The sequence below is a fragment of the Fictibacillus marinisediminis genome, assembly GCF_023149135.1.
Classification (GTDB): domain Bacteria; phylum Bacillota; class Bacilli; order Bacillales; family Fictibacillaceae; genus Fictibacillus_C; species Fictibacillus_C marinisediminis.
In genome coordinates this window covers 822,338-841,656 of the sequence record NZ_JAIWJX010000002.1, presented here as the reverse complement: position 1 = coordinate 841,656, position 19,319 = coordinate 822,338, and the positions used below count along the sequence as shown (strand labels likewise).

Sequence of the window (19,319 nt, the reverse complement as noted above, 5' to 3'; positions counted from 1 at the left end):
CATGAAATCGTTTTCATAAGTTGAGTATAGGTGAAACTTCCTAGATGGTCAATAAGTTTTCTAAAAATTTTTATAACAGTTTACATTAAAAGTTTTATTCATCGCATTCTCCCCTTTCAGAAGGTATAATCTAGTTAACATCAGGAAAACGATAAAGAGACCTAATAGGATATAAAAAAGGGGGAACGAACTCTCAATGATCAAAGTACGAAACTTAAAAAAATCCTTTGGGGATTTAGAAGTGTTAAAAGATATAAACTCTGAAATCAAGGAACAGGAAGTAGTCTGCGTGATCGGTCCGTCCGGTTCAGGGAAAAGCACGTTTCTCCGCTGTTTAAATAAGCTTGAGGATATCACTGGCGGAGAAGTAGTGGTGAATGGCTATAATCTTGTTGATCCGAAGGTAAACATTAACCTTGTACGCCAGGATGTTGGTATGGTGTTTCAGCAGTTCAACCTCTTTCCACATAAATCTGTTCTGGAAAACGTGACGCTTGGGCCTATAAAAGTACGGGGAATGGAACCAGCGAAAGCTAAAGAAAAAGCTCTCGCTCTTCTATCCAAAGTTGGCTTGAATGACAAAGCAAACAGTTACCCGGGACAGTTATCCGGAGGACAAAAACAGCGTGTGGCCATCGCCCGTGCACTGGCCATGGATCCTAAGATCATGCTCTTTGACGAACCCACTTCAGCACTGGATCCCGAAATGGTGGGAGAAGTGCTCGAAGTGATGAAACAGCTTGCGAAGGAAGGAATGACGATGGTCGTTGTTACCCACGAAATGGGCTTTGCCCGTGAGGTCGGTGACCGTGTCATCTTCATGGATGGCGGCTATATCGTTGAAGAGAACATTCCGTCTGAATTATTCGGAAACCCGAAGCATGAGAGGACAAAATCCTTTTTAAGCAAGGTTCTATAATCCAATAAATAAAAAAAGCCTGGCATCACCAGGCTTTTTTTATTTATTGGATGTTTATTTAACTAACCCTTTTTTCTTAAGGAAATCCCTTGCCACATCCCCTGGTTCTTCCTTATCGATGTCCACTTTCGCGTTCATTTCTGCCATATCCCTTTCACTTATTTTTCCTGCCAGCTGGTTAACCGTATCCTTCAGCTTCGGAAATTTCTTCAGCGTATCTTCTCTGACAATCGGTGCCGCATAATAAGGCGGGAAGAATTTCTTATCATCTTTTAACAGCTTGAGATTATAGCGCGCAATCCTTCCATCAGTTGTAAAGGCAGCTATGGTATCTACTTTTCCAGCCTTTACCGCTCCATACATCAAATTGGGATCAAGGCTTTTTTTATCTTTAAAGTTAAAGTTATACACCTTTTGGAAACCGGGATAGCCATCCTCACGTTCATAGAATTCGGTTGGAGCGCCGAACGTGACTTGTGATGATTTGCCTGCAAGCTCAGAGGTTGTTTTCACTCCAAGTTCTTTATACTTTTGAGGCCGTAGAGCAAGAGCATACGTATTCTGAAAACCAAGGGGCTCAAGCCAGTCCAGTTTATATTTCTTTTTGTATCCTTCTTTCACACGGTCATAGATTTGATCGGGAGTAAGATTGGGAGAATACTTTTCCTTAAGGATGGTAAGCAGTCCAGTCCCTGTATACTCTACGTACATGTCGATATCACCCTTTTTGATGGCCTGGGTCAATATCGGGGTTTCTCCGAGCCCTTCTCCTACGTCTACTTTATAGTCTGTTTTTGCTTCTACATATTCCGCGATAACATAAGGAAGGATATACTGCTCTGTCCATTTCTTCCCTGAAATCTTAATCGTATCGTCTGATGTACCGCTCCTTATGGCGAAAAACAGAAGCAGCGCAGCGACGGGTATGAGAATAATAATCGCCTTTTTCCACGAAAACTTCCTTTTGCCGACCGGATTAGACGCGATTTCAATCCGCTTCAGAATATAATCGATAACAAGCGCGAGCAGAGCAGCTGGTATAGCACCAGCAAGCACGAGTTCATTCCTGGTGGTTGAAAGCCCCCTGTAGATCAGGTCACCGAGTCCGCCAGCACCAATAAAGGCTGCCAATGTGGCTACCCCGATCGTTAACACTGTGGCGGTGCGCAAGCCTGCCATAATAATAGGAAGGGCAAGCGGGAGTTCAATCATTCTTAAAATTTGATTCTTCGTCATCCCCATTCCCCGGCCCGCTTCAACCGCAGACTGATCCACTCCTGTAATGCCAGTGTATGTATTTCTTAAAATGGGAAGCAGTGCATATACAGTCAATGCAATAATGGCAGTTGTGCTTCCAATGCCAAAGAGCGGAAGCAAAAATCCGAATAATGCTAAGCTTGGAATCGTCTGAAAGATAGCTGTTACACCGATTACAGGCTCCGCAATTCTAGCTCTTCTTGAAATATAAATGCCTAGTGGTATGGCAATCGCAGCTGCGATAAGGATCGACACAAGAGAAAGAAATAAATGCTGCTGCAGACCTTCCAGAATGTCCGGCCATCTCGTTTGAAACGTATCGACAAGCGTTGAGAAAAAGTTCTTATTGTTCATTTAAAGGCTCTCCTTCCTGTCTTGTGGAGGTCTTCATTCCTGCAAGGCCACGCATCATCGTGGATTGAGTAATCAAGCCTGCCAATTTCCCATTGTTCAAGACCGGAATAAATGAAGTCCTTTTCTTGGCAAACACCTCAGCTACATCCGTATAGGGTGTCTCCAGCTCTACAGAATGAAAGTCCTTGTCCATAATATCACCAATCGTTTTGTCTTCCTCGTTATAAAACCGTTCCACCGCACCAATAGTTGCAATCCCAAGAAGCTGGTCTTCCGGATTGGTCACCATTAAGCTGTCTACTTTATAGCGTTTCATCATCTTCAATGCTTCCGCCAGTCCTCTTGAAGCCCTCGCAGTCACAACTTTATCAATCATGAGATCAGCTGCTGCCGGTTTATCGTTGCTTAGGTCTTCAAGCCTTTGTTCACCAATAAAGCCTTTGACAAAATCATCGGCTGGATGACGCAGGAGTCTTTCCGGGGTATCAAACTGGACAATTCTGCCCTCGCGCATAATGGCGATACGATCAGCTATTTTTAACGCTTCATCCATGTCATGGGTTACAAATACAATCGTTTTCTGGATAGTATCCTGAAGCTTGATCAGTTCGTCCTGAAGCTGCTCCCTGCTGATCGGATCCAGTGCACTGAACGGTTCATCCATTAAAATAACAGGTGGTTCTGCGGCAAGAGCCCGGATGACGCCTATTCTCTGCTGCTGTCCGCCGCTTAGCTCGGAAGGGTATCTGTCTTTGAACGTTTCTGGGTCAAGTCCGACCAAGTTCAGCAATTCATCAATTTTATGATCATACTCGTCTTTCTTCCAGCCTTTCAGCCTTGGTACGAGGGAGATGTTTTCACCGATTGTCATATGGGGCAATAACCCGATCTGCTGAATCACGTATCCTATATTTCGGCGAAGCTGAACTGGATCTTTTCAGAAATGTCTTCACCGTCAATTAGAATGGTTCCTCCTGTCGGTTCGATCAGGCGGTTAATCATCTTCATTGTTGTCGTCTTGCCGCAGCCGCTCGGCCCGATTAATGCAATCAATTCTCCTTTCTTAATATGAAATTCAATGTTTTTAAGGGCTTCAAAGCCATCAGGGTATCTCTTTGCCACGTTTTTAAATGTGATCAAGGTCTATCTCCTACTTTCTCTTTCCTTTTCTGTCACGGCATATTTTTATCATCATTCCTATGTTTCCCTATTTGATCAAGCAAGAAACCAATTTAGCAAGCAAATTTAAGAAAAACTCTAGTAGTCTATTAAGGGCCGACAAGTGCTGGAGCTAAACAACGCTTTATAGCAAAAAAGCAGTCCCATCATTAATAGATAGGACTGCCATATTATTAGATAGTGTTCGCAGCAGGTTCTTCGTTTCTGAACTTCTTCATTTTGATTCTGAAGAAGAGAAAGGAAGCTGCCAGCATTGGAACCATAAAGTATCCGAGTATGATCGCATTCTGCCACATAAGACTGTAATCCCCCGTCGTTATGACAGCACGCAGCCCTGCGATAGAATAGGACATCGGCATAAAAAAGTGAACCGTCTGCAGTGATGAAGGAATCATTTCTGTCGGGAATGTCCCTCCGCTTGATGTTAATTGGAAGATCAGCATCAGAATCACGATAAATCGTCCGGGGTTCCCCATGGTTGTAACAAGGAACTGAATGATGGCCATGAACGTTAAGCTGATGATGATACTGAACAAAACAAATCTGCCTGTGCTCTGTACTTCGAGATCAAGACTTTGCAGCAAGATCAGATCCGCGATCAGAGCTTGAACAATGCCTGTCACTGCCATAAAAGCATATTTGCTGAAGAACCAGCTGAATGCATTTTTGGGTTTCATCGCTGGTTCAACGAGCGGGAACACAATGGTCAGCATGAGGGCACCTACAAACAGTCCCAGGGACAAGAAGTATGGAGCAAGCCCGGTTCCATAGGTCATATCTTTTACGGTGCTGGCGTTCAAGGTTTTTACCGGATTGGAAATCATTTTGACTTCATCATCCGTAGCTTTCGCTTCGTGAGCCTTTTCTGCCGCTTTGTTCAATTCTCCAGCCAGTTTTTCATTGCCTGATTTAATAGAATCGACACCCGAAGCCAGTTTACCAGCCCCATCATTCAGCTGGCGTGCGCCATCGCTCAGCTTGCCTGAACCGTCTTTTGCACTCTGGAGGCCATTCGTAAGATCAATGCTTCCTTTTGCCAGTTTAGACTGGCCTTGGCTGAGTTTGCCGACGTTATCGACAAGACCAGACCAGCCTTGGGACAACCCTGCTGTTCCTGCAGACAATTTAGCGGAGCCATCGGCTAATTGATCGGCGCCACCTTTTGCTTCTCCGATTTTGGACATAAACGTTTTTGTTCCTTCAAGCAATTCCTGCTGTCCAGAAGCCAGCTGAGCCGTGCCGTCTACCAGTTTCTTCTGGCCGGCATGAAGGGCTTCTACACCTTTTTGAAACAGTGCCTGGCCTGCTGATAACTTGTTAGCTCCAGCAGAAAGTTGATCGGCTCCCGCTTTTAAAGGCGCTGTCCCCTCGGCTACTTTTTGAGTACCGTCGCTGACTTGCTTGCTTCCAGCTTCAAGAGCTGCGATACGGGCCAATATTTCAGCCTTTGGCATATCGGGATTTTTCGCCATATCCTCTTTTAAAGAAGCAAGTCCCTCATTCACGGTTTTTGCCCCTGCTGCTGTTTTGTCAGCACCGTCTTTTAACGTTGTCATCCCGGAGGATAACTGAGCCGCTCCGTCCCTAATGCTGCGGGCGCCATCCTCTAAATCTTTTCCTTTATCATCGAGTACGCCTGAGCCTTCATAAGCAGCCGCTGCTCCCGTCTTCAAATCATTGGCTCCTTTGGCCAGCTGTTCCTGTCCAGACGTTATCTGATTTCCTTTTTGATCAAGCTGATCCAGTCCCCCGGATAGGCTGTTCAGGCCCTTTTGAAGGCTGCTTGCGCCGTTATTGAGCTGGTCGATCTCAGGGGATTTCTCTTTCATGCCTGAGTACAGCTTTCCAGCTCCGTCTTCGGATTGTTTCAAGCCCTCAGAAAGCTGTGACGATCCTCCCGCCAGCTGGTTCAAGCCATTGTGGAGGTCTTCTGTCTTGTTCGAAAAGGCTTCAGTGCCTTTAACAAGATCGTGTGAGCCGCCAGAAGCTTTTGAAGAACCATCAGCTAATTTTCCCGCACCATCTGATGCTTTCTTGAAACCATCGCCCATTTCACCAATTTTATCAAAATGAGTCCGGTATACGTTTTGGAAATTTCATTAGAGAGCTTGTTTTCAAGCTGTTCTACACCTTTTTTCCCGATTTGGGAGGCAAGATAGTTATAGCCAGAATTTGTTTTATAATTTAACTGAAGTTTATCAGGATGAGGATCCATCGCTGTTTTAGCTTTTTCTGAGAAGTTTCCCGGAACCTCAATGACCGCATAATACTGATTATCCTTTAAGCCCTTTTCAGCTTTGTCCGAACTGACAAATTCCCACTTGAAGTCTGAGTTATCCTTCAGTTCTTTTACTAAATCATCACCGATTTGAAGCTTTTCTCCATCCAGCTTAGCTCCCTTATCCTCGTTTACTACAGCGACCGGCAGCTTATCCGTATGCGAATATGGATCCCAGAAAGCCCACAAGTAAATTCCACTGTACAAGATGGGAATAAACAAAATGGCTGCAACCGGAATCAGTAATTTCGGATTGCGGAGAACGGCCTGAAATTGTTTTCTTATCATGCTAATTTCACCCATTTCTATCATTTCATGCAATATGACTATTTCGGTCAATCAGTCATTTCATTTCAAAAAAAAGAGAGATCTTGCAATTAAAGATCACTTAAAATGACTAAAATTAAAATTTGGTCATTTACAAAAATACCACGAATATAACAGGTTTGCAACTGTTACCTTTTAAGTCCCGTCATTAAAATATTTTCAATAATGTCCGCAATCTCTTCCTTGCTGAGAGGCTCATGTTCCTGCTCCCAATCAAAGACGAGCGAAACGTACATTTTCAGCATCACATAAGAAGTAATTTCTGTGTTGCACTGCCTAATTTCTCCTTTTTCAATGGCTTTCTGAAGCTCTTGTTTAATAAAAGTGATAACAGCCGTTTCAAGCATGACGCTTGCCTCTTTTACGGCAGGAGTATTCAGTTCTCTTCCTTCCTGTGCAATCTTGATTGCAAGCTGATGGGACTTGCGGAAATCCAGGACACCATATAAGGCGGAATGAAGATTTTCATGAAATGCTCGGTCTTCCTTTATCGCATCTGCTGCGACATGCCGTATCTGCCTTACAAGATCGGTTACAATTTCCCTGAACAGTTCTTCTTTATTATCAAAAAAAGTATAAATTGTCCCTTTACCGACATTAGCAATTTTAGCTACCTGATCCATAGTGGTGGCTTTATATCCAAACAGCGAAAAAGACTTTGCTGCAGCTTCAATAATATTTTGTTTTCGATCAATCATGGGCTCATTCCCTTTCACTGACCATTTTTTCCATCTGGTCAATTTCAAACTTTACCACGTTATTGCGGATCACACAAGTATCATTAGGAAGATTTAACTGGCAAGGTCAATAAAACCTTCGTCCCTTCCTCCGGTTTACTTTCATACCGCACGCTCCCTCCGATATCACGGATGAGCCGGCTAATAATCATTGTGCCCAAACCTGTGCCCTTAGTCTTTGTTGTATAAAAAGGAAGCCCGATCTGCTGAAGTTCTTCTTCAGACATGCCTTTTCCATTGTCTTCAATCGCCAGTGTAATGGAGTCTTTGGAGAAAGAATGTTTATAAACAGTAATCAGCCCTTCTTTTCCATCCGTTGACTCAATGGCATTTTTAATAATATTGATCAGACATTGTTTCACATGATGCTCATCAGCAACGATTTCATCATTCTCTCCAGTTAGCTCGTACGCAATGACTGTATTATGAAGAAATCCGTATGGCCTTATCAGTGAGAGCGTATCCTTGATCAATTTATCCAGTTGAAGGACCTTTAGATCCGGCTTTCCGGGTTTGACCAAATTTAAGTAATCAGTAATGATTTTATTGGTTCGGTCTAATTCATCCAATATTAAAGGAGCAAACTCTTCCAGCTTTTTATCTTTCGTATCCTTTGCCAAAAATTGAATGAGACCCCTGACAGTAGTCAGCGGGTTCCTGACCTCATGAGCGATCGCTGCTGCCATCTGCCCTACGACAGAGAGTTTATCGAGATAGGCGGTTTCTTCAAGTCTCATATTAATGAACGTCAATCTTTCAATAAGCAAGATAGAAGTAAAGAAAGACACATTAAAGCAAATGAAATAAATCCAATAAAAGTCTCTTGGAAGAAAATTCATCTCACTATGAATAATCATCATATAGATGATCGTGTAAACGGCCGCAATAACTATTCCAGCTCTCCACTTTTTCATTTCCTCAGTAAAAAAACCTTTGTATGCCCCTGCTATGACAAACGCCACTAAGGCAAGCACAACGCCAAGGAAAGCAAAATGGCCGCCGATGATAAGCCTCGCTATGGAAACAATGATCGTGCATATCGCACCTGGCAGCAATCCGCCGTAGAGAGTCGCAACAACAATCGGAACGTTTCTAAGGTCAAAAAAGGAGTCCTTCAGCGTTTCAATAGGATAGGCCATACAAAGCAAAGCACAGATGCCGGCAACCCCCCCATAAAGCATTTTGGCCTTTAGCGCCAGCTTCCGCTCAATAAGAAAAGGTACAATCGTATTGGCGATATAGGTTAAAGAAAAGATAACAGCTATATTCACAAACAGCGGCTGTAAAAAGTATTTCATCACATAAGTCCCTTCAGTAAATCCCAGCAAACCAAGTATATCAAATTTATCCCTTTTATATGTTTTGAGCACAAAAAAGCGCGATAGGTCCGATGTGGCCTATCGCAAGGTTTTGATAATATGGGTAACCGCCTTTTCAGCTGAAGCTACACAATCGGGAAGCCCTACACCTTCATAGGAGGCACCTGCAGCATATACACCCGGGTAATGTGCTGAAAGATTGTCCTGTAGTTTTTGCCACAATTGTTTGTGGTTAACCTCATATTGAGGCATGGACTGAATCCAGCGTGAAACATAATAAAAATCAGGTTCAGAGGTAATGTCCATGATTTTATTCAGATCATTCAGTACGGCTTTCAGAATAGCTTCGTCAGACTCAAAAACAATTTCCTGGTTGTTCGCCCTGCCCACGTAACAGCGGAGCAGAACTTTCCCTTCCGGCGTTGTATGCGGCCATTTTCGGTGTGTCCACGTACACGCGGTGATGGTTGTTGGTTCCTTCCGCGAAATAACGAAGCCTGTACCGTTAATATCATTTTTCAGAACGGAAGCCGGAAAAGCCATCGCTATGGTTGCAACTGATGTTGATGGTGTGGAATGGAACTCATCGACCCTGATTTGTTCTGGCAGCAGCTGCTTGGCTACTGAATAAGGAGAAGCCAGAATCACAGAATCACCATGCGTATTTGTTCCATCTTCCAATTCAACCCGGTATCGTCCTGTTTCTTCACGTTCGATGCCTGAAACCTTTTTGTTTTTCCAGATACTCTCCGGCTCAAGAAGCTCCTCGAGTCTTTCTACAAGAGATTCCAAACCGGAAGAAAGGGTCAAGAACTGGCCTTTCTTCTTTTTACCATAAGTTCCCGGTCTTTCAGAAGCCTTTGGTATATTCTGTTTCATACCGAGTATAAGGCTTCTGGACTTTCTTTCCACATCCTGAAACTGAGGAAATGTCGACTGCAGGCTCAGCCGGTCGATGTCTCCTGCGTAAATTCCAGACAGCAATGGCTCGATCAAGTTTTCAACAACTTGGTCTCCAAGCCTTCTCCGGAAAAAATGGCCGACAGAAATATCCTGATCCGCTCCTTCACGGCGTGGAAGCACAAGATCCATTGCAGCCCTCGCCTTGCCGGCTTTGGAAAATAACTTGGTCTTGATGAACGGCCCCACTTTGGTAGGGACACCCATTACGGCTCCTTCAGGGATAGGGTGCAATTTGCCGCCAGACATCACATAGGCCTGACCTGTTTCATTGGTAACCAGTTTTTCTTCAAGTCCGGCATTTTCAATGAGTTTCGTCAGGCTTTGCTTGCGTCCTAAATAAGAATCCGGACCACGTTCAATGACAAAACCATCACGATGAATGGTTTTAATTTTTCCACCGAGCCGGTCAGTCGCTTCAATCAGCGTGTAAGTAATGGGGAGATTTTTTTCTTTTGCTTCCTTCTGCAAGTAAAAAGCGGCGGTCAATCCTGTTATACCGCCGCCGATAATTACTACATGCTTCCGCTCTGGCATGATTATCACTTTCCTTTTTGAGTTAAGGCTTCTGAAACGACATCAGCAAGTGAATCGATGAATTCATCCTTTGCATTCGGCATGGCCGGACGATAATAGTTAACGCCAAGCTCTTCTGTCACTACTTTGCATTCATAGTCGTTATCGAACAGAACTTCCAAATGATCGGCAACAAAGCCTACCGGACAATAAACATAGGAGGTATACCCGTGCTCTTTATACAGATCTCTTGTTAAATCCTGTACATCAGGACCAATCCATGGTTCTGGCGTATTCCCTGCGCTTTGCCAGCCGATCGTATAATGTGAGAGGCCAGCCTTGGAGGCAATGAGATCAGCTGTTTCCTTGAGCTGATCCGGATAAGGGTCTCCCATCTGCAAAATCCGTTCCGGAAGGCTGTGTGCGGAGAAAATAACAACTGTTTTTTCTTTCTCGCCAGAAGGAATCTGATCCATAATCTTGTTGATTTCCTTCACCCAATAATCTATAAACTTAGGGTTATCATACCATTGATCAATAGAGGTGATGTTTATGCCTCCTAGATTTCCCGCTTCCTCAGCTGCCCTTCCGTTGTATGATTTCACACTGAACGTAGAGTAATGCGGAGCAAGGACTAGTGAGACTGCCTCATTTATTCCATCTTCCTTCATTTGTTTTACGGCATCTTCAATAAATGGATCTATATGTTTTAAACCTAAATAACTCTTAAACTCAAGATCTTCATAACGGCTGTTCATCATATCTTCAAGCCTTTGTGCCTGTTCTTCTGTTATTTTAGCGAGAGGAGAGATTCCCCCGATCATTTCATAACGGCGTGTTAAATCTTGAAGCTGCTCTTCTGAAGGCTTTCTTCCGCGTCTAATATGTGTATAATATGGCTCAACTTCTTCAAGGCTTCTTGGAGTTCCGTAAGCCATGACAAGCAATCCTACTTTTCGTTTTCCCATCATCGTCACCCCAGTCTGTTAGAAGAATAGTCATGAATAAACGCGGTTAAACGCTGCAGGGTTTCCACTTGTACCTGGGGGAATATCCCTTTTCCAACGTTAAAAATGAAACCTGGTTCTTCCATTCCTTCGTCAAGGATCTGCTTCGCTTTTTCCTCAATGACCTTCCATGGGGCCAGTAAGATGGATGGGTCCAAATTACCTTGCAATGCTTTAGTAATCCCCATCTGTCTAGCTTCTCTTGGAGAGGTTCTCCAGTCAAGTCCGATAACATCGATCGGCAGGTCGTTCCACTCGTGAAGAAGGTGCCGGGCTCCAGTACCATAGAGGATGAGGGGAACCCCTTCACCGCGAAGCGCTGTAAAGATGCGGTTCATTACTGGTTTGATATATGTTCTAAAATCTTCTGCGTTCAGCGCACCGACCCAGGAATCAAATATTTGGAACGCCTGAGCGCCTGCAGCGATTTGTGCTTTTGCATAAACAATCGTCATATCTCCAAGCTTGTCCATAAGCAGGAACCATGCTTCAGGATCAGAATACATCAGTGCTTTTGTATGGTGGTAATCCCTGGATGGCCCGCCTTCGATCATATAGCTTGCTATCGTGAACGGCGCACCTGCAAATGTAATCAGCGGCACTTCTAGCTGCTGGCGAAGAAGTTTTATTGTGTCGAGCACATAAGGTACATCCTTCTCCGGCTGAATAGCTCCAAGCTTTTCTACATCTTCCATTGTGCGTACAGGACGGTCAATAACAGGCCCAACACCAGCTTTGATTTCAACGTTGATGCCCAAAGCGGGAACCGGCGACATAATATCCTTATAAAGGATCGCTGCATCTACACCATGCTGGTCGACAGGAAGCTTCGTGACCTGAGCACAAAGCTCGGGCGGTGAGTAATGTCAAAAAGCGAATATTTCTCTTTCAGTTTTCGATACTCCGGCTGTGAACGCCCTGCTTGGCGCATATACCAAACCGGTACAAAACTGTTTTTCTCTTTTCGGCAGGCTTTTAAAAACTCATCGTTAACTGTCAAAATCAACACACCTTTCTGCTTTGAAGCAAAAGCCCGATCCACGTTTCTTCCTATACTTTGTGTCCCGACCTACTGTGAATTCCTGTAATTTAACGTTTAGAAACCCGTTCGCTCCATATCCATTAAACATTGTAAAAGAATTCACAATAAATGTATAGCTTCCGGTTTTAAATGTCATGAATTTGACAATCAGCAACGGGCAAATATCACAGCACGGGAGGCAAACAAGGTGCCAGGCACCAAAATGGCGGTGTCAGACACCGCTTCGAAGCTGGTGCTTGCAAAAACTTCGTCGATTGGTGCCTGGCACTGCTCCGATGCGGGTGCCTGGCACTACCTTTTTAAACATAAACTTCGAAGTGAAGTGCCTGGCACCTTGTTTACTCCAATTGAAGTGCCTGGCACCTTGTTTACTCCAATTGCGAGTGCCTGGCACCTTGTTTACTTCGAAGATATTACCTGAACCACTCCATGGAGACGGTGTTGGACGGTTCGCCTTCCTGATCGGTCTGGGGATTTAGCGGGACGACATAAAACTTTGGCATGCTGAACAAATACTTGGCGGATACGTTGTAGCTTCCTTTTCCTGTTACGGTATCAATATGTGTTGCCTTTCCTTCTTTGACTGAATAGATTTTATACTGCAATCGTTTATCAGCCGACGGAGTCCATGTCAGTTTTATTCCTGGAACACCGAAGGATCCCAGTGCGAAATCAGCCTTCAGGTCCTTGATCTTAACGAGATCGACCGGAGGCTCCAGCTCTTTTACCCCTTTAGGCTTTTTAAAGGTCAGGCCCCGCTGTGAGGGCATCTGATTGATGACATCTTTAAAGAGCCTTGTTGCTTTTTCGCTGGACGTGTTGAGATAGCTTTCATTCGTCGTTTTATCGTATCCAATCCATGCTGCTCCTACTACTTTCGGGGTATATCCTACAAACCATGCATCTTTGTTGGCATGCGGCACACCTTCATAGTTTGTTGTACCGGTTTTGCCCGCCAGCTCTGTATCAACCGTGCCGTATCTCCCCGTTCCTTTTTCCACTACTTGCTGAAGCATACGTGTCATGTACCATGCGGTTTGTTTTTTAAATACTTTCTTTTCCTTGTGGCTTGCCTTTCCTACCAGTTCGCCGTTTCGGTCATAAATTTTGGCGATGACGTAAGGTTTGACAGTTTTTCCTTCACGTGCAAATGATCGGTAGGCTGCCATCATCTGATAAGGGGTTACACCATGATCCAGACCTCCGAGTGCAATGCCGAGTCCTTTATCTGGAATATCCATCCCCAGACTGCTCAACGCTGCTTTTGATTGATCGACTCCCAATTCGTTGAGCAGCCACACAGCAGGAGCGTTGATGGAATCGCGGATCGCTTCTGCCATGGACACCCTTCCCCTGTACCGTCCATCGTAATTTTTCGGTTCATAGCCGTTGTAGCTGAGCTGTTCATCTTTTAACATCGAATACGGTTTATAGGCCTTTGATTCCAATGCAGGCGCATAAACTGCAAGCGGTTTAAAGGATGAACCCGGCTGCCGGTTAACATATACCCGGTTCAGCCCCTCCGTGAGATAGCCTCTTCCTCCCTGCGCAGCAATAATTCCGCCTGTATCAGCATCCATGAGCACCATGGCTCCTTCAGGACGCTCTTTCCCTGTTCCTACAAAATAATCCGGCTTTAAAAAGGTCTGGTACATCGCCTCTTGTGTACTTTCTTTCAGCGGCACGACAACTTTGTAGCCGCCTTTTCTCATTTCTTCCCTGGAAAGGTGATATTTCTGTTTAGCCTCATGGAGCACCATATCAATGTAAGTAGTAAGTGCTGGATTCCGCTCTTCCTTGTGGATATTAAGAGCAATTGTCTTCCCTTTCGCCCTTACCGCTTGTTCGGCTGAAATAAAATGATGCTTTGCCATCAGCTCCAATACGAGGTCTCTTCTTTTTTTACTCGCTTCTTCATGTTCGATTGGAGAGTAATAGCTTGGGGCTTTGGGCATCCCGGCAAGCATGGCCCCTTCTTCAACCGTCAGATCGCTGACATCTTTATTAAAATAAAATTTGGACGCTGCCTGGATCCCGTATGCGCCATGCCCAAAATAAATCTGATTTAAATACATCTCCAAAATCTTGTCTTTGCTGTATTTTCTTTCAAGATTGATAGCGATTACTGCTTCCTTCGTTTTTCGGAGCAATGACTTCTCATGTGATAAAAAAACGTTCTTCGCAAGCTGCTGAGTGATCGTGCTGCCTCCCTCAACTTTATGGCCTGCCGCGATATCACGGTAAACTGCACGGGCGATCGAGCGAAAATCCAGCCCGTGATGCTCATAAAATCTTGTATCCTCAACCGCAACAAAAGCATCCTTCACTTCATCTGGGATTTCATCAGCTGAAACCAGCTCCCGATTTTCAGAATAAATCCGGGTGATTGTGCTGCCCTTCATATCAACAAGTTTAGAGGCAGAGCTCATTACAAGATCTTTCTCGTCGACGACATAGTCGCCAGCCATAAGTATAAATAAATAGCCCATGAAACCTGCTATCAATATTCCTATTAATAAACCGATGCCAAGCATTCCGTTTTTAAACACGTCTGTACCTCTTTTCAATACAAAGTTTCCCTATCAACGTGCCCATACCTGATTGCTTATTTTACTATATTATTACAGAATCCGCTAAAACAAGGATAAAGTCTTTTTAATTGCAGACGCTAGTAAAAAATTGCTTGCGCTGCCTGCTGTCCGTTTTTGCTTTCGTTTATTATTTGCTTACCTCGGGTAAATCATGAATTAGAGTTGACTGCATTTCAAACATAAAAAACATAAGGAGCGGATTATATGAAGCTATATATCACGTATGGAACCCAGCACTATTTAGAAAATCTTCCAGAAGCCTCTTCTGATCACTCCATTCTGCTGGAAAGCAGCGGCGATGCGGCACTGATCGCAGAGCTTGAAGGAGAAAATCCCTTCCAAGAGGGCCATGGCTATGAGATTTTAAATGCAAGGGGCCAATTGAAGGAAGGCTCTTTCGCCGTCTTAAACCACATACAAGTAACTGAAGAAGGAAGATCGCTCTTTGAAGAACGTTTTAAGCAGCGCGCAGGTCTTGTTGAACAGGAACCGGGCTTTGCTGCCATCAGGGTACTGCGCCCAGAAGAAAACGACCCTTATATTGTGATGACCCTTTGGAAATCCCAAGGAGATTTTACGAGCTGGCAGCAGTCGAATGCCTATGCCGAAGCCCACAAAAACAGAGGCACTGGCTCAGGACTGCCCCAGACTCTATTTTCCGGCCCCTCTTTTGTAAAAGAATATGATGTCGTTTCAAAATCGTAACTGCTTTTAAACATTGGACGTCCCGAAAAGCCAGCGGGCAGAATTGCTGCTCTGCAGGCTTTTTCCTGACTGAAAAAAACAACGGCAATGGTATTAAAAACAAAAAACTCAGTTCGAATTTCTTTAGTAACAAGAATGGGGAGGCGCGGATATGAATAAAGCCGCCATTATCGTAAATCCGAATGCGGGAAATAAGCAACTTGTTGAAAACATAAATGAAGTGGTACGAAAACTAGAAGAAAAATACAGCGAGGTCATCGTCCATCAAACGCAGGATGTTGGAGATGGAGGAAGCTTTTTGACGAAGATTGCAGGTGAAGTCGATCTCGTGATTGGAGCGGGAGGAGACGGTACCATCCACGAGCTCGTAAACGCGCTTTGCCCTCTGGAAAAAAGGCCTTTGTTTGCTATACTTCCCGGAGGTACATGCAACGACTTCTCAAGGGCGATCGGCATGAATCAGAATCCCTTCAAAGCTGTTGACCAGATCTTGGAGCATAAGGTCGAGCAGCTGGACGTTGGACACTGCAATGCTAACTATTTTCTTAACTTTTGGGGAATCGGTCTCATTACACAAGTTTCCACCAATATAGACAGCCAGTTCAAAGATAAATTCGGACGGCTTTCCTACTACCTTTCAGCCGCCCAAACATTAAAAAATTATAATCCGTTTCAACTTGAAATCGAGAGCCCCGACTTTACGTATCAAGGGGAAGCCGCTATGCTTATCGTTGGAAATGGCCCTTTTACTGGAGGCATTAAAGCCTTTTTCCCAGATACCGATATACAGGACGGAAAATTCGATATTCTTATCGTAAAAGAACCATCTCTGCGTTTAATCTGGGATACGATTCAATCCAAAATGCTGAATCAGAATCCCGCCAATGACGATATCCAATACTATAAAACCAGCCGCCTTAAGGTAAATACAGCGCCTGATCAATTGATCGACTGTGATGGTGAACGGAATGTCCATACACCCGCTGAACTGGTTAACCTGGAAAAGTATCTGTCAGTCATCGTCGGCAACTTTCCAGTCTGAGGGATCATCTCCTTGGCGTTTATAAAAATAAACAGCCTCCAGGGCTGCTATGCATAAGAGAAGCCATACCAATCCTGCAGAGTAACCCGCAATAATATCAGAGGGATAATGAACACCGAGATAAATGCGGCTGATGCCGATTCCAATTATGGCGACCGCAAACAATAAGGTCCACCCTGCTTTTCTTAAGGGCTTTCTCTTGCTCCTTACAACCAAATATCCCAAGAATCCATAATACACCATACTGCCCATTGCATGTCCGCTTGGAAAACTGAAGCCGAGTGCTTCTACCAAAGGATCTGCATTGGGCCTTTTTCTTTGAAAAGCATTTTTGAGCAGCAAGTTCAATAAGCCTCCCCCGCCAACAGCCAGCAGGAAGAATACCATCCCCCATAAATTCTGCCGTTTGAACCACAGCCAAAGCATACCCACAGCAAGCAAAATGCCTAGAGCCAGCTTGGACCCTATTTCTGTGAAAAATAACATCACACGATCCAGCCCCGGTGAGGAATAAGAACGTATGGCATCAATAATTACCGGATCAAATTCAAAAGGTTCCTTTTCAACAATTTCCTCAGAGAGGGAAGCAAAAATAAAAATAGCAGCCGCCGCCAGCAAAAAACCAATCACAAGCAGCATAGCCGGGACGATAGGGAAAGATATTTTTTTCATCCATTTTTGCAGCATTTTAACACCTCTTGCTTCATCAGTCATAACATCTGGCAATAAGAAAAAGCTGCTAAGAGCAATCAAAGCAGCTTTTTCTGCGTCCTATTGTACAAGCTTTACAAGCATATGCGCCAGTTGATGCCTTTGATTTTCGTCTCCTGCCTTCCAAAGCTCTTTCAGAAGGTTTTCTTCAGCATTGCGCGGCTCTTCGGTTTCAGCCAGATGATCTGCCACTTTTTGTGCAGCTTTAGCAATTGTTTCTTCATCTAATCCAAGTTTCTCACCAAGCGCCACCCTTGTATGAAGATACGATTTAAATTCAGAAAAGTTCCGTAAAATTTCATCTTTGCGTTCATCACTGATGCGTCCAACGGTATCATCTACTTTGTTGATGTTCACTGTATCGTCTTTGTGCAGGATATGCTTTTCTTCATTGCCCATAGCTTTCTTCTCCTTTATTGATTTAATTTTGAAAGAATGGAAAGGGACTCCTTGTTGAATGCCGGGATGTCATCAGGCTGTCGGCTGGTCACAAGGTTGCCTCCGCAAACTGCCACTTCTTCATCGACAAAATTAGCTCCCGCATTTTTCAAATCCACTTTAATGGAGTTATAGCCTGTTACTTTTCTGCCCTTTAATACTTCTGCTGTAATTAATAGCTGAGGGCCGTGACAGATCGCAAAGATTGGTTTTCCGTTATCAGCAAAGTCTTTTGCGAAACTCACAAACCGTTCATCATCCCTAAGTTGATCAGGCGAGAAGCCGCCGGGGATGAAAAGAGCATCAAAATCAGAAGGGCTGACATCACCAATGCCTGCATCAGCAGTAACGGTTTCTTCTTTCTGCTTTCCTTCCAGCTGTTTTCCTTTTTCCGAGCTGATCACCACTACCTCGTGACCCGCTTCTTTATAAGCTTTCGCTGGGTCTGTATATTCAACATCTTCAAATAAATTGGTAAGTACAGTTGCGATTTTAGCCACTGAAATCCACGCTCCTTTACATTTTCATCTGTCTACACCTCTTAACATTTCCTTTTGCCAACTGAAGTAAACCCTTTTTTCCATAGTTTATCCATTATGCAAACGGGGAAGAATAACACAGAATGAATTTTGGGAGGTAATGTAAAGATGGAAAAAGATTTACAAGCACTAATTGATGGACTAAACGAGGATCTAGCCAACGAATATTCAGCGATCATTATGTACAATCACAACGCAGCAACGGTTTCAGGAATCTTTCGCCAAGTGCTAAAGCCATTCTTTGAGTCAGAAATTAGCGATGAACAAGGCCATGCCCTTTACCTTGCAGAAAAGATCAGCACACTCGGCGGAATACCTACAACAACTCCAAAAGAAGTCAAACAGGTATCAGATGTACGCCAAATGCTTGAAGAAGCAAGAAATGCAGAAATTGACACCATTCGCCGATACGAAGAACGCAAAGAGCAGGCAGCTCAGCTGAAACTGACGGAACTGGTTGTCCAGCTCGAAGACATGATTGCTGATGAAACCAAACATAAAGAAGAAATGGATCGTCTATTAAAAGACAACCGTTTCTAAAATAAAACAATAAAGCTGCCCCTGGAAAACCAATTGGTTTTCCAGGGGCAGCTTTTCTTATGGCTCTTTCAGCCAGCCTTTTTCCTTTAATTGATTGATTGTCCTCAGCCGGAAACAATTCTTCGCGGTTTTTCCAAGTTCATCCAAAAAGCGATAGTTCGCATAAGCACCCACTACTGCTCCAAAACCGGGGATCATCTGCAGCATCTTTACTAGATCGATATGATCTCTGTAATCCTGCTGCAAAGATTGCCAATCAATATTCTGCAAATATTGCTGTTCAGACGGAAAATCTGCAATAGTCCGTTCCCAGTTCATGATTTTCTCCAAGAGTTCTTTTCTCTTAAACGGGCTTGAGTAAGAAAGCTGAAAGATATACAAAATATACAGGCGTTCACGATAATCTTTAACATCGTATCCGTAGACTCCAGCCACATCGAACAGAAACTTCATTTTAATTCCTAATAAGATTGGAAAATCCGCAAGGCCCAGTAAAAATCCCCCCGCCCCTGTTCCCGCCCCCTCAACTGCAGCTGTCCGGCGGTAAGCGGTGATTAACGAATCTGCCGCTTGATCACTTTCCCTGAGGGCGAGAGGAGCAAGCGGCTGCTTTTTCGAGGTATATTCTGAACCAATCAGTGTGCCATGCACCATGCTTTTGATGCTTTTCGTGATCACCTGATGAACCTTTTCGGGCAGAAGATCATTTATGCGGGTTTGCAGTTTTTTAGCTGATCGGTCCCAGAGAGAGGGATTTTTGTTGATCTCTTTTTCCCAACTGTTCAGTTCAGCCAGAATTTGTGTTTCATACTTTCCCATACAGCTTCCCCTCAATCCTTCCCAGCCTTGCTTGGTTGT

General features: G+C 44.1%; 17 protein-coding genes and 2 pseudogenes. 5 read left to right on the top strand and 14 right to left on the bottom strand.

Features of this window, described 5'->3' with window-relative positions; genetic code table 11:
- The first annotated feature begins 196 nt into the window (after positions 1 to 196).
- Complete coding sequence (locus tag LCY76_RS04685) at positions 197 to 919, top strand: amino acid ABC transporter ATP-binding protein (protein WP_248251646.1); 723 nt, start codon at positions 197 to 199, stop codon at positions 917 to 919.
- Between the two features lie 54 nt (positions 920 to 973).
- Here the strand turns inward: LCY76_RS04685 and LCY76_RS04680 are convergent, their stop codons facing one another.
- From LCY76_RS04680 to hemE, 9 genes and pseudogenes are all read right to left on the bottom strand, one after another.
- The gene (locus LCY76_RS04680; protein WP_248251645.1) at positions 974 to 2,530 is read right to left on the bottom strand and encodes a glycine betaine ABC transporter substrate-binding protein; all 1,557 of its coding nucleotides are present in this window, start codon (positions 2,528 to 2,530) and stop codon (positions 974 to 976) included.
- Positions 2,520 to 3,670: pseudogene (locus LCY76_RS04675) on the bottom strand (ABC transporter ATP-binding protein). Before LCY76_RS04675 ends, LCY76_RS04680 begins: the two are co-directional and overlap by 11 nt.
- A 212-nt stretch (positions 3,671 to 3,882) precedes the next feature.
- Positions 3,883 to 5,760, bottom strand: coding sequence for a YhgE/Pip family protein (locus tag LCY76_RS04670; RefSeq protein WP_248251644.1), 1,878 nt, complete (start codon positions 5,758 to 5,760; stop codon positions 3,883 to 3,885).
- A complete protein-coding gene (locus LCY76_RS04665; protein ID WP_248251643.1) occupies positions 5,715 to 6,275 on the bottom strand; it encodes a YhgE/Pip domain-containing protein in 561 nt (186 codons plus the stop codon). Before LCY76_RS04665 ends, LCY76_RS04670 begins: the two co-directional genes overlap by 46 nt.
- A 167-nt stretch (positions 6,276 to 6,442) precedes the next feature.
- Entirely contained in the window at positions 6,443 to 7,012 is a 570-nt protein-coding gene (locus LCY76_RS04660) for a TetR/AcrR family transcriptional regulator (protein WP_248251642.1), read from the bottom strand.
- An 83-nt stretch (positions 7,013 to 7,095) separates the two neighbouring features.
- Entirely contained in the window at positions 7,096 to 8,349 is a 1,254-nt protein-coding gene (locus LCY76_RS04655; protein ID WP_248251641.1) for an ATP-binding protein, read from the bottom strand.
- Positions 8,350 to 8,448: 99 nt separating this feature from the next.
- The gene (hemY, locus tag LCY76_RS04650) at positions 8,449 to 9,867 is read right to left on the bottom strand and encodes a protoporphyrinogen oxidase (RefSeq protein ID WP_248251640.1); all 1,419 of its coding nucleotides are present in this window, start codon (positions 9,865 to 9,867) and stop codon (positions 8,449 to 8,451) included.
- 5 nt (positions 9,868 to 9,872) lie between these two features.
- The gene (hemH, locus tag LCY76_RS04645) at positions 9,873 to 10,814 is read right to left on the bottom strand and encodes a ferrochelatase (RefSeq protein ID WP_248251639.1); all 942 of its coding nucleotides are present in this window, start codon (positions 10,812 to 10,814) and stop codon (positions 9,873 to 9,875) included.
- A gap of 5 nt (positions 10,815 to 10,819) precedes the next feature.
- Positions 10,820 to 11,859, bottom strand: a pseudogene (hemE, locus tag LCY76_RS04640) (uroporphyrinogen decarboxylase).
- Between the two features lie 223 nt (positions 11,860 to 12,082).
- On the opposite strand from hemE, the gene LCY76_RS04635 reads away from it, so the two are divergent.
- Positions 12,083 to 12,316: a hypothetical protein gene (locus LCY76_RS04635; protein WP_248251638.1), complete on the top strand. Its 234-nt coding sequence runs from the start codon at positions 12,083 to 12,085 to the stop codon at positions 12,314 to 12,316.
- Here the strand turns inward: LCY76_RS04635 and LCY76_RS04630 are convergent.
- A complete protein-coding gene (locus LCY76_RS04630) occupies positions 12,309 to 14,429 on the bottom strand; it encodes a transglycosylase domain-containing protein (RefSeq protein WP_248254591.1) in 2,121 nt (706 codons plus the stop codon). The genes LCY76_RS04635 and LCY76_RS04630 overlap by 8 nt on opposite strands.
- A 261-nt stretch (positions 14,430 to 14,690) precedes the next feature.
- Between LCY76_RS04630 and LCY76_RS04625 the strand changes: the two genes are divergently transcribed.
- Both LCY76_RS04625 and LCY76_RS04620 read left to right on the top strand, forming a co-directional pair.
- Complete coding sequence (locus LCY76_RS04625) at positions 14,691 to 15,191, top strand: antibiotic biosynthesis monooxygenase family protein (RefSeq protein WP_248251637.1); 501 nt, start codon at positions 14,691 to 14,693, stop codon at positions 15,189 to 15,191.
- Positions 15,192 to 15,342: 151 nt separating this feature from the next.
- Positions 15,343 to 16,233: a diacylglycerol/lipid kinase family protein gene (locus tag LCY76_RS04620; protein WP_248251636.1), complete on the top strand. Its 891-nt coding sequence runs from the start codon at positions 15,343 to 15,345 to the stop codon at positions 16,231 to 16,233.
- Here LCY76_RS04620 and LCY76_RS04615 read toward each other — a convergent pair.
- The 3 genes from LCY76_RS04615 to LCY76_RS04605 form a co-directional block, all read right to left on the bottom strand.
- Positions 16,204 to 16,920: a phosphatase PAP2 family protein gene (locus LCY76_RS04615; RefSeq protein ID WP_248251635.1), complete on the bottom strand. Its 717-nt coding sequence runs from the start codon at positions 16,918 to 16,920 to the stop codon at positions 16,204 to 16,206. The two genes, LCY76_RS04620 and LCY76_RS04615, sit on opposite strands and share 30 nt — an antisense overlap.
- An 84-nt stretch (positions 16,921 to 17,004) precedes the next feature.
- Positions 17,005 to 17,343 (bottom strand): DUF3243 domain-containing protein, encoded by a 339-nt coding sequence (locus LCY76_RS04610; RefSeq protein ID WP_248251634.1) that lies wholly within the window; start codon positions 17,341 to 17,343, stop codon positions 17,005 to 17,007.
- 14 nt (positions 17,344 to 17,357) lie between these two features.
- Positions 17,358 to 17,882, bottom strand: coding sequence for a type 1 glutamine amidotransferase domain-containing protein (locus tag LCY76_RS04605; protein WP_248251633.1), 525 nt, complete (start codon positions 17,880 to 17,882; stop codon positions 17,358 to 17,360).
- Positions 17,883 to 18,029: 147 nt separating this feature from the next.
- Here LCY76_RS04605 and LCY76_RS04600 point away from each other — a divergent pair, with 147 nt between their 5' ends.
- On the top strand, positions 18,030 to 18,461 hold the full coding sequence (locus LCY76_RS04600) for a ferritin-like domain-containing protein (RefSeq protein ID WP_248251632.1): 432 nt from the start codon (positions 18,030 to 18,032) through the stop codon (positions 18,459 to 18,461).
- Between the two features lie 57 nt (positions 18,462 to 18,518).
- Here LCY76_RS04600 and LCY76_RS04595 read toward each other — a convergent pair whose 3' ends face one another.
- Positions 18,519 to 19,280 carry an EcsC family protein gene (locus tag LCY76_RS04595; RefSeq protein ID WP_248251631.1) on the bottom strand — a complete coding sequence of 254 codons (762 nt, stop codon included), beginning with the start codon at positions 19,278 to 19,280 and terminating at the stop codon, positions 18,519 to 18,521.
- Positions 19,281 to 19,319 lie beyond the last annotated feature (39 nt).